We start from the raw sequence: 15,744 nt of genomic DNA, 5'->3' as shown, positions 1-15,744 counted from the left end.
CATATGAAGAAATTATGTCGCGGATAACTGTGCATTTGCACATAAAGCTGTGAGCACTATCACCAGAAAATTCCATATCCTTACTAAATGAATGGATAATCCCTTAGTTTTATTTTTACGCCTTCAGGAACGTGAATGATTGATGAGAGGGACGATTACCCTGATAGCGGATTGGCCGCTAATCAGTCGGCTTCTGACCAAAAGCGTGCTATAGATCTCATTTTTACCCATCCCAAAAACTCCAATGAAAACCAACACTTAATAAAAATTAAGTAAAATCATCAAGATACCCACAAAGAAGTATATAAAAGACAACTTGATGTACATCAATAAGCGGCCTTTGTAGCGCGATAAGGTAACCTCAGAAGAAGCAATTTTGAGGCAAAAATGAACAAAGTCAGACTCGCTGTTATCGGTAACGGGATGGTTGGCCACCGTTTTATCGAAGAGTTGCTGGATAAGGCCCCAACGTCCACCTACGAGATTACCGTTTTTTGTGAAGAACCCCGCGTTGCCTACGATCGTGTCCACCTCTCTTCTTACTTCGCTCACCATACGGTAGAAGAACTTTCTTTAGTACGCGAAGGTTATTACGAAAAAAATGGCGTTAACGTCCTGCTCGGTGAACGCGCCATCACCATCAACCGCAGTGAAAAAGCCATTCACTCTAATTCCGGCCGTACCGTGTATTACGATAAGCTCATCATGGCAACCGGCTCCTACCCCTGGATTCCTTCAATCAAAGGATCAAACGGGCAAGACTGTTTCGTCTACCGCACCATTGAAGATCTGAACGCCATCGAAAACTGCGCACGCCGTAGCAAGCGCGGCGCGGTGATCGGCGGGGGGCTATTAGGTCTAGAAGCGGCTGGCGCGCTGAAACACCTTGGCGTGGAAACACACGTCATTGAGTTCGCCCCCGTGCTCATGGCCGAACAGTTAGATGCACAGGGTGGCACCCTGCTGCAACGCAAGATTGAAAACATGGGTGTGCGTGTGCATACCAGCAAGAATACGCAGGCGATCCAACATTCTGGTCTGGAAAGCCGCAAGACGATGGTGTTTGCCGACGGCAGCACGCTGGAAGTCGACTTCATCGTGTTCTCTACCGGTATCCGCGCACAAGACAAATTGGCACGTCAGTGTGCGCTGGAAATTGGCCCACGCGGCGGTATCGCGATTAACGACTGGTGCCAAACTTCCGACCCTGACGTCTACGCTATCGGCGAATGTGCCGCTTGGCAGGGCAGACCGTTTGGTCTGGTTGCGCCCGGCTACAAAATGGCACAGGTTACCGTCGACCATCTGTTAGGACATGAGAACCGCTTCCAAGGCGCCGATATGAGCGCCAAGCTCAAACTGATGGGTGTCGATGTCGGTGGGATTGGCGACGCACACGGCCATACGCCAGGCTCTCGCAGCTACATGTGGCTGGATGAAAATAAAGAAACCTACAAACGACTGATCGTCAGCGCCGACAATAAAACGCTGCTCGGAGCTGTGCTGGTCGGCGACACGCGGGATTACGGTAACCTGCTGCAATTCATGCTGAACAAAATCCCGCTGCCGGATTCTCCTGAAGCGCTGATTCTTCCTGCGTCCGCTGGCAGTGCGAAACCGACGCTGGGTGTCGATGCACTGCCAGAAAGTGCGCAAATCTGCTCCTGCTTCGACGTGTCCAAAGGCGACATCATCAAAGCGATTAACGGCGGCTGCCATACCGTCGCGGCGCTTAAGGAAACCACTAAAGCCGGTACGGGCTGCGGCGGCTGTATCCCGCTGCTTACGCAGGTGTTGAACGCGGAACTCAGCAAACAGGGGATCGAAGTCAATAATCACCTGTGTGAACACTTCGCCTATTCGCGTCAGGAGTTGTACCACCTGATCCAAATCGAAAAAATCAAAACGTTCGATCAACTGCTGGAGAAACACGGTTCAGGCTACGGCTGTGAGGTCTGTAAACCGACCGTTGCGTCCCTGCTGGCTTCCTGCTGGAACGAGTACGTGCTCAAACCGCAGCACACGCCGTTGCAGGATTCTAACGACAATTTCCTCGGCAATATCCAGAAAGACGGCACCTACTCCGTGATCCCCCGCTCCGCAGGCGGGGAAATCACGCCGGATGGCCTGATCGCCATTGGTCGCATCGCGAAGCAATACAACCTGTACACCAAGATGACCGGCTCTCAGCGCATGGCGTTATTTGGCGTACAAAAAGACGACCTGCCTGACGTATGGGCTCAGCTCATCGAAGCCGGATTTGAAACAGGCCACGCCTACGCCAAGGCGTTGCGTATGGCAAAAACCTGCGTCGGTAGCACCTGGTGCCGTTTTGGCGTTGGTGACAGCGTAGGGTTTGGCGTCGAACTGGAAAACCGCTACAAAGGCATCCGCACCCCACACAAAATGAAATTTGGCGTCTCCGGCTGCACGCGGGAATGTGCAGAAGCACAGGGTAAAGACGTGGGGATCATCGCCACCGAAAAAGGCTGGAACCTCTATGTCTGCGGCAACGGCGGGATGAAGCCGCGCCACGCTGACCTGCTGGCAGCCGACTTAGACCGCGAAACGGTAGTCCGCTATCTGGATCGTTTCATGATGTTCTACATCCGCACGGCCGATAAGCTCCAGCGTACCTCCGTCTGGCTGGATAATCTCGAAGGCGGTATCGACTACCTGCGCAATGTGATTGTGAAAGACAAACTGGGCATTAACGATCAGCTTGAAGCCGATATCACACACCTGCGAGCAGGCTACGTCTGCGAATGGCAGGCCACGCTGGAATCTCCGGAAGCACAGAAACGTTTTGCCCACTTTATTAACAGCCCAGAACGTGACCCGAACGTACAAATGGTGGGTGAACGTCAACAACACCGTCCGGCGCGTCCTGCTGAGCGTATTCCGGTGAAACAGATTGAGCTGGAAGGGGAAAACGCATGAGCCAGTGGACTACCGTATGTAAGTTAGACGACATCCTACCCGGCACCGGTGTTTGTGCGCTGGTTGAACAGCAGCAGATCGCCGTGTTCCGGCCACGTAACGATGAGCAGATTTACGCCATCAGCAATATCGATCCGTTCGCCCAAGCGAGTGTGTTAAGCCGTGGGATAGTGGCTGAACATCAGGACGAGCTTTGGGTCGCAAGCCCATTGAAAAAACAGCATTTCCGCCTTTATGACGGCTTCTGCCTGGAAGATGATGCCTATTCTGTTGCAGCTTATGATACTCAGGTAACAAACGGTAATGTGCAAATATCCATCGCAAACAGTAACGTAGCGGTTGATAATAGCCGACCATTACCGTAATGACATGGCCGGTGCCCTGCGACAGCAGGGCACACCACTATCTGAGTCTTCAAGAGGCGTTGCATGGATTACCTACCGATATTCTGTCAGTTGCACGATAAACCTTGTCTGTTGGTAGGAGGCGGTGAAATAGCCGAGCGCAAAGCCCGGCTATTGCTGGATGCTGGCGCAGTCATTACCGTCAATGCTCTCGATTTTAACGATCAATTTCAGGCATGGGAGCAGGATGCCCAAGTAACGCTGGTACACGGCACTTTCGATCCCACCTTGCTGAACGAGGTGTGGCTGGTGATTGCCGCTACAGACGATCAGGACGTCAATAATCACGTTTATGCCAGCGCCAGCGAGCGTCGGATTTTCTGCAATGTGGTCGATTCACCAGAACGTGCCAGCTTCATTATGCCGTCAATCATCGACCGTTCACCGCTGATGGTTGCCGTATCTTCCGGCGGCGCAGCTCCGGTATTAGCTCGGCTACTGCGGGAAAAACTGGAAAGTATTCTGCCGCAAAATCTCGGTAAACTGGCAGCATTCGCCGGTGAATTACGCGGTCGGGTAAAAAACCGTTTCTGCAAAATGAGCGCACGCCGTCGCTTCTGGGAAAAACTCTTTGTACACGATAGGCTAGCACAGGCGCTGGACAGCGAAGACAGCGAACGCGTTCAACAACTGACGGAGCTGCTGTTCTCCGCCCCACTGGATGACCGGGGGGAAGTCACGTTGGTCGGCGCAGGACCGGGCGATGCCGGGTTACTGACGTTGAAAGGCCTACAACACCTACAGCAGGCTGACATCGTCGTTTACGATCGGCTGGTATCGAAAGAGATTCTCAATCTGTCACGCCGTGATGCCGAGCGCATCTTCGTCGGCAAAACGTCTGGCTATCACTGCGTTCCTCAAGATCAAATCAATCAGTTGCTGGAAGAAAAGGCACGCGCTGGCCATCGGGTCGTCAGACTAAAAGGTGGCGACCCGTTTATCTTCGGCCGTGGTGCTGAAGAATTGGAGTACCTGCAACAGGCTGGCGTACCGTTCTCTGTCGTTCCCGGTATTACTGCTGCGTCAGGCTGCTCAGCCTACAGCGGGATCCCACTCACCCATCGCGATCACTCGCAGGGTGTCAGACTGATCACCGGGCACGTCAAACATGACACCGATCTTGACTGGTCAAGCCTCGCAGCAGAAAAACAAACGCTGGTGTTTTACATGGGGCTTCAGCAGGCTGAACACATTCAAAATAATCTCATCGAGCAGCAACTGCCGGAAACCGTGCCTGTCGCCATTATCGAAAACGGCACGTCAACCAAGCAGCGCGTTCTGAGTGGACAGCTCTCACAGTTGAGTGAATTAGCCCAACAGGCAAGCAGCCCGAGTTTGATCATCATCGGCAACGTTGTCGGACTACGGGAAAAATTGAGCTGGTTTTCAGACCAGACAGCATAATCTTCTTCTCACCCTCCCACTCACCCGCTATCCGTCCTGCCGGATAGCGGTTACTGCACCATCATAATGCAACGCCCCACCAAATAGCATAATAATGCACTATTTTTAACATCCCCCCTTACAAAATATCACTTTAATGCTTTACCACAGGCCATATCTGTCTTATTTTGACTAAAACAAAACTAATTAATAAGCAGGCTATGTGAATAAATAATCAATTATCGTCTACATGAAACGTGGCCCGAGTATTGCTTAGTTTTCTAATAGATTCGCGGCACGACTTCTGAATCGTTCTTATCGAACCGATTTCATCGTCAAACCATCGTGTTTCATCGAATTCGTACTCCATAGAATGAGTACATCATCGAGTCAGTGCCATTACGCATTGCTGCTCTCGTTCCTAAACAGAGTGTGTAACCCTCTCATCACAAACACAGTTCTGTGTAACGGAGCCATTTTTTACTACTAACAAAACTTGCTAAGAACACTATTTGCTAAGAATAAAATTTGCCAAAAACAGGCAGTTTGGAGTCACTTGTGGAAAACATTAGTTTCTGGCAGCTCATCAGTTTTGGTGAACACGGCTGGGGAAAATTATTACTGATTGGGGCAGGAATGACGATCGCACTGGCGATCGGTGGCTTCCTGCTGGGGGCCGTGATCGGCACGATCGGAGCCTGGTCCAAAATTTGCGGCAATCGCCCCGTGCGCTATCTGGCCGATGGCTACACCACACTCATCCGTGGCGTCCCCGATCTACTCATCATCTACCTACTTTATTTCGGCGGCAGCTCGGCGTTAACCCTGCTCGCCAAACTGTTTGGCAGCAATGAGTTCTTTGGCTTTCCGGGTTTCCTCGCCGGGGTACTCGCCGTCGGCATTTCCTCCGGTGCGCAGCAGACGGAAGTCTACCGCGGTGCCTTCTACGCCGTTTCCAAAGGGGAAATTGAGGCCGCCAAAGCTTGTGGTATGCCAACGCTATTGCGTCTGCGCCGCATCATCATACCGCTCCTGTTGCGCCACGCGATCCCCCCACTCGGCAACGTGTGGCAACTGGTGCTGAAAACCTCTGCGCTGGTTTCCGTTACTGGTGTCGCAGAGCTGATGACGCAATCGCAAACCGGTGCCGGTTCTACCGGTAAACCGTTTGATTTCTTCATGGCGGCCGCGCTGCTGTATCTGCTTATCTCAATCTGTTCCGGCTGGATTATGCGCCGTGCTGAGTCTCATTATTCCCGGGGGGTGAAACGCTGATGGATTTTCCTTTTCTGTACGAGACGTTTCTGGAGATTATCCCCGGCATCCCGCTGACCCTACAACTGGCGGTCAGCTCGGTCTTTCTGGGCTTCTTTCTGGCGCTGGGCTTAGCACTGATGCAACTGTCATCCTTTGCCGTGCTGCGATCCATTGCACGAACCTACGTGCTGTTTTTCCGCGGCACACCGCTGCTGGTGCAGCTGTTCCTGATTTACTACGGGCTGGGGCAATTCCCTTGGGTTCGGGAAAGCATGCTTTGGCCGTTCCTGCGGGAACCCCACTGGTGCGCCCTGCTGTCGCTCAGCCTGTGTACCGGTGCCTATGCCAGCGAAATTATCCGTGGCGGATTGCAATCCGTTCCCGTCGGCCAGATCGAATCTGCACGCGCCTGCGGCATGCCGTCGTTCATGATTTTCAAGCGTATCGTTTTCCCACTGGCAATCCGTCAGGCGCTCCCTGCTTACGGTAATGAGCTGATTTCGATGGTCAAATCGACCTCGCTGGCTTCCATCATCACGCTGATGGAAATCACTGGTATCGCCGCACGCCTCATTGCAGAAACCTACCGGGCGCTTGAAGTCTTTCTGGTCGCCGGTGCTATTTATCTGTTTATTAACCTTATTCTGACACGTTTACTGATTTGGACAGAATTTAGGCTTACCCCTCATCTCCGTGCGCCGGGTGCGCAACCGGCAGCGAAAAAAATTAAGAAATTGGGAGATCTGCAATGACGACACCCGCCATTAGCCTGCGCAACATTCATAAAAGCTTCGGTTCTCTGGACGTCCTGAAAGGGATTTCGATTGAAGCCAACCAAGGGGAAGTCATCTCAATTTTGGGATCGTCCGGTTCAGGCAAATCGACGCTGCTGCGCTGTAGCAACCTGCTTGAGCTTCCCGATCAGGGCGAGATTATCGTCGGCGGAGAAGCAATTGAAATGAAGCCGAACCGCAAAGGGCAGAACCGCCCGTCGAACCTCAAACAGATCGACAGAATTCGTACCCAACTGGGCATGGTGTTCCAGAATTTTAACCTCTGGTCACACAAGACCGTGTTGGAAAACATCATCGAGGCGCCCGTGCACGTCTTAAAGCGTCCACAGGCAGAATGCGTCGAACACGCCGAGCAGTTGCTGGAGAAGGTCGGCCTGGCGGATAAGCGTCACTACTATCCCGCACATTTGTCCGGTGGTCAGCAGCAGCGCGCTGCGATTGCCCGTGCGCTCGCGATGGAACCTAAAGTGATGCTGTTTGATGAGCCAACCTCTGCACTCGACCCAGAACTGGTTGGTGAAGTGCTGCGCGTCATGCGCACGCTGGCGGACGAAGGGATGACCATGCTGGTCGTGACTCACGAAATGGATTTTGCCCGCGAAGTTTCTAACCGTATCGTCTTCCTCCATCAGGGGGAAATTGAAGAACAGGGAACGCCGGAGCACGTTTTCACTGCCAGCCAGTCGGCTCGCTTCCGGCAATTTATTGCCAGTTGGTAAACACAGCCTCACTACTATCGTCACAGTGGTGGGAAATAAACAAAATATAACGATATAAAACGCCGGGAGAACACCAATGATCAAATCAAAACTCACTCTGCTCGCCTGTTCACTGTGTATGGCAGGAACGCTGGCCGCCTCATTCACCGCCTCAGCGGAAGAGAAAAAATGGACGACCGTCCGCATCGCGACCGAAGGCGCTTACCACCCGTATAACTTCACCAAGCCAGACGGCACACTGGATGGCATGGAGATCGAACTGTATAAAGTGCTGTGCAACAATATGCAGGTAAAATGCGAGATCATGGTCCAACCGTTCGCCAGCGCGATTCCTGCGCTGAACGCGGGTAAATATGACGCGATCATTGCGGGGATGTCTGCCACGGCAAAACGTCGTGAAGTGATCGACTTCAGCCAGCCGTACACGCAGGCAGGACAGACTTTCGCCGTGCTGAAATCCAGCTCACTCGCCAAAGATTTCCCAGACGCGGGCGTGCGTTTCTCCATTGAACCCGCCGATGAAGCAAAAGCACTGGCTGAGGTTGAGAAGCTAAAACCGCTACTGGAAGGCAAAACTATCGGCGTGCAGTCTGCTTCTATCGCCAGCGCCTTTTTGGATAAATATATGAAAGGTGTGATGAAAGTACGCGAATATAAAACCACACAGGAACACGATCTCGATCTGAAAGCAGGCCGCGTGGATCTGGTCATCGCTTCTGCACCTTATTTGAAAAGCACGACGGACAAACCAGGCAATGACAACATCGTGATGCCGGGGCCACAGTTCATCGGCGGCATTCTGGGTAGCGGTTCCTCTGTTGGCCTGCGCAAAAGCGATCCTGAATTGAAAGCCATGTTCGACAAAGCGATCGATCAGGCCAAGCAAGATGGCACCATCAGAAAGCTGAGTGAAAAATGGTTCGGTATGGACACCACGCCACTCTGAGTATGACCCTCTAGTTGAATCGCGTGTCATAGCCAACGGGCTGTGACACGCTCCTCGCAAATGCATCAGAGCAATCAAACGAGCACACCACGCATGAATGCAACACACAATGAAGGAACGCTGCCTGCCGTCAATCACCAGACCGTGGAAGAGATCTGCGACCTGATTGCGGCCAAGCGGCAGCAATTCTGTACGCTGAGCGACGGTATCTGGGATACGCCAGAACTGAACTACGAAGAACACCGTTCAGCCGCACAGCACGAAGCCGTACTGAAGGCAGAAGGTTTTCGCCTGACGAAAGGCATTGCCAACATGCCGACTGCGCTACTGGGGGAATTCGGTGAAGGTCTGCCGATTATCGCCATTCTGGGTGAATATGATGCGCTGCCGGGCCTGAGCCAGCAGGCAAATGTCGCAGAGCCGAAGCCGCTGGAAAATGGTGGCAACGGCCACGGCTGCGGGCATAATCTGCTCGGTACCGCAGCGCTACAGGCCGCAACGGCAGTGAAAGATTATCTGCAAAAGCACGCGCTGGCCGGAACCGTGCGCTTTTACGGCTGCCCTGCGGAAGAAGGCGGATCGTCCAAAGGTTTTATGGTCAAGGAAGGCGTGTTTGATGACGTCGATATTGCCCTCTGCTGGCATCCGGCGACCTTCACTGGCGTCAACAGCCCGGTATCACTGGCCTGCAACGAACTGAATTTTTACTTCAAAGGCCGTGCCGCCCATGCTGCCAGCAGCCCACACTTAGGGCGCAGCGCGTTGGACGCCGTTGAATTAATGAATGTTGGCGTGAACTACATGCGCGAACATATGCCGTCCTCCGCGCGCGTTCACTACGCAATTACCGACAGCGGCGGTCAGGCACCAAACGTCGTGCAGGCTAACGCGACCGTGCGTTACCTTGTACGAGCACGCCAGTTGCCGGAACTGCATCAGTTGGTCAAACGCGTGAAAAAAATTGCCGAAGGCGCGGCGCTAATGACAGAAACCGAAGTCAGCAGCGAGGTGATTAGCGGTGATGCCAACCTGCTGGCAAACCCGCCGCTGGAAGCGCGTATGCATGAACACCTGCTGGCACTCGGCCCGATACCGTTCGATGACGAAGATCGTAAGGTCGCGGCAATGTTCCAGACGGCGCTGAGCGCCGAAGACATCGCCGAATCCTACGCACGTTTTGGCGTCAAACCTCAACCGGGTTTAACGCTGCACGATGGAATTTATCCGCTGTATAGCCCGAATGAAGCCTTCATCGGCTCCACCGATGTGGGAACGGTCAGTTGGGTGGTGCCGACCGTGCAGATTCGCAGCGCCACTTACGCCATCGGTACACCGGCGCATTCGTGGCAGTTGGTTGCACAGGGGAAAACCGGTGCAGCGCACAAAGGCATGGAATATGCGGCAAAAGCGATGGCGTCACTGGCTATCGATCTGCTGGCCACACCGGAACTGATTACTCAGGCAAAAGCCGACCATCAGGAAAGATTGCGACACACACCGTTTGAGAACCCGATTCCAGATGACGTGTTCGCGCCTATCCCGCAGGGATAAGAAGCCGACTCGAAGGGATAAATAAGGCGTATCAGGAAACCGTCAGGAGAGAACCTCCTGACGGTGATTAAGACTTACGGGCGGGAAACAAAACCGACAGCGTCGTAGACTTTCTTCAGCGTTTCCTGTGCACGACCGCTGGCTTTTTCAGCGCCTTCACGCATCACCTGTTGCAGGAAAGCCTCATCGTTGCGGAAACGGTGATAACGTTCTTGCAGCTCCGACAGCATACCGGATACGGCCTCCGCCACCGCACCTTTCAGATGACCATACATCTGGCCATCAAATTCCTGCTCCAGCTCTGGGATGCTTTTTCCCGTCACGCCAGACAGAATATCCAACAGGTTCGATACCCCGGCTTTATTCTTCACATCATAGCGAATGACTGGCGGCTCATCGGAATCTGTCATCGCGCGTTTGATCTTCTTCACCACCGCTTTCGGATCTTCCAGCAACCCGATAACGTTGTTGCGATTATCGTCGGACTTGGACATCTTCTTGGTAGGTTCCAGCAGAGACATCACGCGCGCGCCCGATTTTGGAATAAATGGCTCCGGCACTTTGAAAATGTCGCCATACAGGCTGTTGAAGCGTTGACCAACGTCGCGGCTCAATTCCAGATGCTGCTTCTGATCTTCGCCCACTGGTACTTGATTCGTTTGATACAACAAGATATCCGCCGCCATCAGCACCGGATAATCAAACAGACCGGCGTTGATGTTCTCTTCATAGCGCGCGGATTTATCCTTGAACTGCGTCATACGACTCAACTCGCCGAAATAGGCGTAGCAGTTCAGTATCCAGCTCAGTTGGCTATGTTCAGGAACGTGTGACTGAACAAAAATGGTGCTCTTTTTCGGATCGATGCCACAGGCCAAATACAGCGCCAGGGTATCCAGCGTCGCTTTTCTCAGCGCCTGCGGATCCTGACGTACCGTGATGGCATGCAAATCCACGATGCAATAGATGCAGTCATAATCGTCCTGCATACTGACCCACTGACGTAACGCCCCCATGTAGTTACCAATGGTCAATTCACCAGACGGTTGCGCACCGCTAAATACAATGGGCTTGCTCATACTAAGGGTTCCTGATTGTGTGAAGAAGACTGCCCGATCAGAGGCAAAATATCGGCAAAGCGATCCAGAACGATATTCGGCTGACTCAGCTCGATCGCTTCACCATAGTTATAACCATACGTCATGCCGACACTGCGGCAACCCGCCGCCTGCGCGGCCTGAATATCATTGCGGGAATCACCGATGAACAAGAGTTCGCTAGCGCGTAACCCCAGCTTCCCCAGCACCAAATAGAGCGGCGCGGGGTGCGGTTTTTTCACGATAACGTCATCACCACCGATGATCAGTGAAAAATAGTCACCGATCCCTAATCCTGACAGCAACGGTGCAACAAACGGCGTGGGCTTATTGGTCACCACGGCCATCGGAACCCCTTGCTGTGCCAACTGCGCCAGTGTCTCTTTTACCTGTGGGAACAGCGTACTACCGCTATCCACCGTCTGCGCATAATAGCGATCAAACCGCTCACGGGTTTCCTGCAAGCGCACGCCTGTCGGCTCAACGCCAGCCCAACGCAGCGCACGTTCAACCATGACGTCAGCACCGTTGCCGATCCAGGTTGCAACGCGGGCTTCGCCTGCCGCAGGCAATGACTGCGCCACTAATGCCTGATCGATAGCCGCCGCCAGACCCGGCGCGCTATGAATTAGCGTACCGTCCAAATCAAAAGCCAACCCGCGAACTGCGGTTAATTCAGTCATGTTTCGTCCTTGAAATTTCATTACGCATTTGATCGATAACGGTACGGTAATCTGGATGACCAAAAATAGCCGATCCCGCCACAAACATATCCGCGCCAGCTTCCGCAATCGCGCCGATATTATCCACTTTTACCCCGCCATCGACTTCCAGTCGAATGTCGTAACCGCTATCGTCGATCAAGCGACGAACCTGACGAAGCTTATCCAACGTGCTGGGAATAAAGGACTGACCGCCAAATCCAGGGTTAACCGACATCAGAAGAATGATATCCAGCTTATCCATGACGTAATCGAGGTAACTTAGCGGGGTCGCAGGGTTAAACACCAGCCCGGCCTTGCAGCCGTGATCTTTGATGAGTTGGAGTGAACGATCGAGATGATCGGTAGCTTCGGGATGAAAGGTAATGAAACTGGCTCCCGCGTTGGCGAAATCGGGGATGATACGATCAACCGGTTTCACCATCAGGTGAACATCAATCGGCGCGGTAATGCCGTAATCGCGCAGGGATTTCAGTACCAGCGGGCCAATCGTCAAATTTGGCACGTAGTGGTTATCCATGACATCAAAATGCACCACATCAGCCCCGGCAGCTAATACGTTAGCGGTATCTTCACCAAGACGGGCAAAATCAGCCGACAAAATAGACGGCGCGATTAAAAACGGTTTCATTCATTTCTCCAAACGGTAAAGTCTGAATGCCTGCGGGTAACCTCATTCTCGGCTAATGACGCCACTCAGACGACATAAACCGATTCACCGCGCTCTGTTTGCCCAAACGGTATTACCGATATAGGGCTAATAACTCGTTTACTTTACTACGCCCTAAAATATTACGGCTAATGGTTCTGCGCGCTTTAACAACATAAAGCACAGCTTCCTGATACCACTCACGGGTCAGCAAGGTGTCATGATTGGAAATCAGCACGGGGATCTGGCTTTCTACTGACAAACGCCGAGCCAATTGCGCCAAACTTTGCTGATCGGCACGACTGAAATTATTGGTGTGGTAGGCCGTAAAATTCGCGGTAGCAGACAGCGGTGCATAGGGTGGATCGCAATAAATAACCGATCCCTTCTCTGCTTTTTCCAGCGTGTCCTGATAATGCTCACAAACGAAGGTGGCATTTTGCGATTTCAGGGCAAACCAGCGAATCTCTTCTTCAGGAAAATAGGGCTTCTTATAACGCCCAAAAGGAACATTGAACTCACCGCGCATATTGTAACGGCACAGGCCGTTATAGCAGTGGCGATTCAAATAGAGAAATAGCAGGGCACGCCGATAAGCATCGCTGCAAAGGTTAAATTCGTCACGCAGCAGATAAAACGCCTCAGACGTGTTCACTTCATCCGTAAACAGCTTACGGGCGTCGAGAACAAACTCCTCGGCATTCGATTTGACGATATTGTACAGGTTAATCAGGTCGCTATTAATATCAGCCAATATGTAGCGCTCATATTCCGTATTCAGAAATACGGAACCTGCGCCAACAAAAGGCTCAATAAGACAGTCTCCTGCGGGTAAATAGCGACGAATTTCTTCTACCAGCGGATATTTACCACCAGCCCATTTTAAAAAAGCGCGGTTCTTCTTCATGCCGTCGTTAGTTACTCATACGTTTCAGAGCCGCGGATTGTACTCTGTGTCAGACAGCACATCAGGGCTAAAATTGGTGTTACTTATTCAAGTCCTGCTTCACCTGACGGATCGGCTTAACCCATGGTTTTTTCGCTTGTATCTCTGCGGGCAACGCGGCAATCGCCTGTTTCGCCTCCGCAGAAGAAGCATAGACTCCGGTCACTAACACATACCAGGATTTTCCGTCTCGTTTCGTTTCATAAACCCATGAATGGGCAAGATTGTGTTGCTTCGCGTAGGCTTTCAGCGTGTCCGAGCGTGAAGCGCTGCTCAATTGCAAAGTAAAGTGGCTGGCTGGCGCATTCTGTACGGAAACGTTCTTCCCGCTAGTCGCTGGCACCGCGTTTGCGTTAGTCGCAGGTTTGCTTGCTACTGGCGTTTTTGGTGCGCTGTTCGCAGCAGGCTTAGCGTTGTTGGCGTGTGCAGGCGTCGCATTACTATGTGTATTTTTAGCTGACGATGTCGCTGACGTTTTTCCTGCTGGAGCTACCGTTGCAGGCGCTGTCGGCAGCGTCGAATTTCCTGACGCCCCCTGAGAGAATTCACTCACGCGCCCTTGCTGTTGCGACAATGCATCGGTGATATTGCCCGGCAGTTCAATACGCTGCTGGCCTGCCACCGGCGGTTGAACCTGCGCATCTGTCGGCGTACCGGAAATCGGCGGGGCACTTAATGTTTGAGGTGACATCGGCGCTTGAGAAGACGTCTGCGCACCATGACCAGCCTCACCGGGAACCGCCGTAGGGTTCTCGCCCTGTGAAGCAGGTTGCGCGCTCTGTGTCATAGAAGACGAGGAAGAGAGATCGATATTCCGTTCTCCACCCGCTTGGTTCTGCGTCTGTTGCGTTTGTGGTTGGGAAGGAGCCTGCAAAGCAGATCCGATACCTACAATCAACAGCACCAGCACGACGATCCCGATGCCAATCATCAGGTGCTGTCTGGAAAGCGCGATTTTGGGTACCGCGAAGTTGCTGCTTTTTTGCTGACGAGTAGGTCGACGGTCACTGGTATCAGGCTTCAGCTCATCTTCCGGCTTGAACTCATCCATTTAACATCTCCCCACTAAAAAGCTCAAATCCACCATAGGATCACCAAGGCGAATCATTGAATCGTAACGCATTGTATTTTATTAACCATAACCCATCAGGGCGTGTCTGTCGTTAATACTTATCTTTCATAACTGCTGGTCTTTCATAACCCGATAGCATTACGCATCAGGCTTGGCAATCCGCTATTGAGGCCAACACCATGTCATGCGCAACGCCACCGCGGACTTCTGATTGACCAATCGCTGTTGGCAACACTAGACGTAGCTCACCTGCTAGCACTTTTTTGTCTCGCATCATGTGAGGAAGATAGGCTTCAGGCGTCATTTGCGTCGGGCCGTTCACTGGCAGGCCAGCACGAACCAACAGAGACTTGATGCGCTCGACGTCCGCTGCGGAGAACTGCCCGAGGCGACGTGCCGTATGCGCAGCCATTACCATGCCTGCCGCAACCGCTTCGCCATGAAGCCAGTTACCGTAGCCCATTTCAGCTTCAATGGCATGCCCGTAAGTATGGCCCAAATTGAGCAATGCACGCATGCCACTTTCACGTTCATCAGCGGCGACCACTGCCGCTTTGATTTCACAGCAGCGTCGAATGCAGTAAGCCAGCGCGTCATGCCGTAGCTCACGCACTGCCTCAATGTTTTCTTCGAGCCAAAGAAAGAAATCGCGATCCAGAATAATGCCGTACTTAATGACTTCCGCCAGCCCGGATGACAATTCCCGTGCCGGTAAGGATTTCAGGCAGTCCAAATCGATCACAACCGATACGGGCTGATAAAACGCCCCGATCATGTTTTTACCCAACGGGTGATTGACGGCGGTTTTACCACCGACGGAAGAATCTACCTGCGATAACAGCGTTGTCGGCACCTGAATAAACCGGACGCCGCGCTGGTAACTGGCTGCGGCAAAACCGGCTAAATCGCCGATGACACCACCGCCTAAGGCGACAATCGTCGTATCACGACCATGTGGCTTCGCCAGCAGCGCAGTAAAAACCTGATCCAGTACGGCCAGCGATTTGTATTGCTCGCCATCAGGTAAGATAACCTGATCGACATGCACGCCAGTGTTTTCCAGCACACCACGAACGCGGTCAAGATACAGAGGGGCCAACGTCTGGTTAGTCACCAGCATGACCTGCTCCCCCGCTTTTAACGGCATAAAAGATGCCGAATCATCAAATAATCCGGCGGCTATCGTAATGGGATAACTGCGTTTCCCTAGTGTTACGGTAATTCTTTCCATGCTCGTTAAACAACCCGTTCAGGTCCGCCCAAT

General features: G+C 52.6%; 14 protein-coding genes. 8 read left to right on the top strand and 6 right to left on the bottom strand.

The genetic code is table 11. The annotated features are described in order from the left end of the window. The first annotated feature begins 387 nt into the window (after positions 1-387). From nirB to A8F97_RS21225, 8 genes are all read left to right on the top strand, one after another. Positions 388-2,940 (top strand): nitrite reductase large subunit NirB, encoded by a 2,553-nt coding sequence (gene nirB, locus A8F97_RS21260; RefSeq protein ID WP_033072216.1) that lies wholly within the window; start codon positions 388-390, stop codon positions 2,938-2,940. After that, positions 2,937-3,305: a nitrite reductase small subunit NirD gene (nirD, locus tag A8F97_RS21255; protein WP_014701659.1), complete on the top strand. Its 369-nt coding sequence runs from the start codon at positions 2,937-2,939 to the stop codon at positions 3,303-3,305. Before nirB ends, nirD begins: the two co-directional genes overlap by 4 nt. Before the next feature lie 63 nt (positions 3,306-3,368). After that, positions 3,369-4,748 carry a siroheme synthase CysG gene (gene cysG, locus A8F97_RS21250; RefSeq protein WP_033072217.1) on the top strand — a complete coding sequence of 460 codons (1,380 nt, stop codon included), beginning with the start codon at positions 3,369-3,371 and terminating at the stop codon, positions 4,746-4,748. Positions 4,749-5,285: 537 nt separating this feature from the next. After that, a complete protein-coding gene (locus A8F97_RS21245; protein ID WP_014701661.1) occupies positions 5,286-6,002 on the top strand; it encodes an ABC transporter permease in 717 nt (238 codons plus the stop codon). Further along, complete coding sequence (locus tag A8F97_RS21240; RefSeq protein WP_033072218.1) at positions 6,002-6,736, top strand: ABC transporter permease; 735 nt, start codon at positions 6,002-6,004, stop codon at positions 6,734-6,736. Before A8F97_RS21245 ends, A8F97_RS21240 begins: the two co-directional genes overlap by 1 nt. Then, on the top strand, positions 6,733-7,497 hold the full coding sequence (locus tag A8F97_RS21235; protein WP_010277637.1) for an ABC transporter ATP-binding protein: 765 nt from the start codon (positions 6,733-6,735) through the stop codon (positions 7,495-7,497). Before A8F97_RS21240 ends, A8F97_RS21235 begins: the two co-directional genes overlap by 4 nt. Positions 7,498-7,573: 76 nt before the next feature. Next, positions 7,574-8,443: a transporter substrate-binding domain-containing protein gene (locus tag A8F97_RS21230; protein ID WP_014701663.1), complete on the top strand. Its 870-nt coding sequence runs from the start codon at positions 7,574-7,576 to the stop codon at positions 8,441-8,443. 93 nt (positions 8,444-8,536) lie between these two features. Continuing rightward, positions 8,537-9,994 (top strand): M20 family metallopeptidase, encoded by a 1,458-nt coding sequence (locus A8F97_RS21225; protein WP_014701664.1) that lies wholly within the window; start codon positions 8,537-8,539, stop codon positions 9,992-9,994. Positions 9,995-10,068: 74 nt separating this feature from the next. Here the strand turns inward: A8F97_RS21225 and trpS are convergent, their stop codons facing one another. From trpS to aroB, 6 genes are all read right to left on the bottom strand, one after another. Continuing rightward, complete coding sequence (gene trpS / locus A8F97_RS21220; protein WP_014701665.1) at positions 10,069-11,073, bottom strand: tryptophan--tRNA ligase; 1,005 nt, start codon at positions 11,071-11,073, stop codon at positions 10,069-10,071. Then, on the bottom strand, positions 11,070-11,774 hold the full coding sequence (locus A8F97_RS21215) for a phosphoglycolate phosphatase (protein WP_014701666.1): 705 nt from the start codon (positions 11,772-11,774) through the stop codon (positions 11,070-11,072). The genes trpS and A8F97_RS21215 overlap by 4 nt, the downstream gene beginning before the upstream one ends. Continuing rightward, positions 11,767-12,444 carry a ribulose-phosphate 3-epimerase gene (rpe, locus tag A8F97_RS21210; protein WP_014701667.1) on the bottom strand — a complete coding sequence of 226 codons (678 nt, stop codon included), beginning with the start codon at positions 12,442-12,444 and terminating at the stop codon, positions 11,767-11,769. The genes A8F97_RS21215 and rpe overlap by 8 nt, the downstream gene beginning before the upstream one ends. Before the next feature lie 112 nt (positions 12,445-12,556). Beyond that, positions 12,557-13,369, bottom strand: coding sequence for an adenine-specific DNA-methyltransferase (gene dam, locus A8F97_RS21205; RefSeq protein ID WP_015731350.1), 813 nt, complete (start codon positions 13,367-13,369; stop codon positions 12,557-12,559). A 79-nt stretch (positions 13,370-13,448) separates the two neighbouring features. Continuing rightward, a complete protein-coding gene (locus A8F97_RS21200; RefSeq protein ID WP_033072219.1) occupies positions 13,449-14,459 on the bottom strand; it encodes an SPOR domain-containing protein in 1,011 nt (336 codons plus the stop codon). Between the two features lie 166 nt (positions 14,460-14,625). Then, on the bottom strand, positions 14,626-15,711 hold the full coding sequence (gene aroB, locus A8F97_RS21195) for a 3-dehydroquinate synthase (protein ID WP_033072220.1): 1,086 nt from the start codon (positions 15,709-15,711) through the stop codon (positions 14,626-14,628). Positions 15,712-15,744 lie beyond the last annotated feature (33 nt).

This window comes from Pectobacterium parmentieri, assembly GCF_001742145.1.
Classification (GTDB): Bacteria; Pseudomonadota; Gammaproteobacteria; order Enterobacterales; family Enterobacteriaceae; genus Pectobacterium; species Pectobacterium parmentieri.
This window is presented reverse-complemented; position numbering and strand designations above follow the sequence as displayed.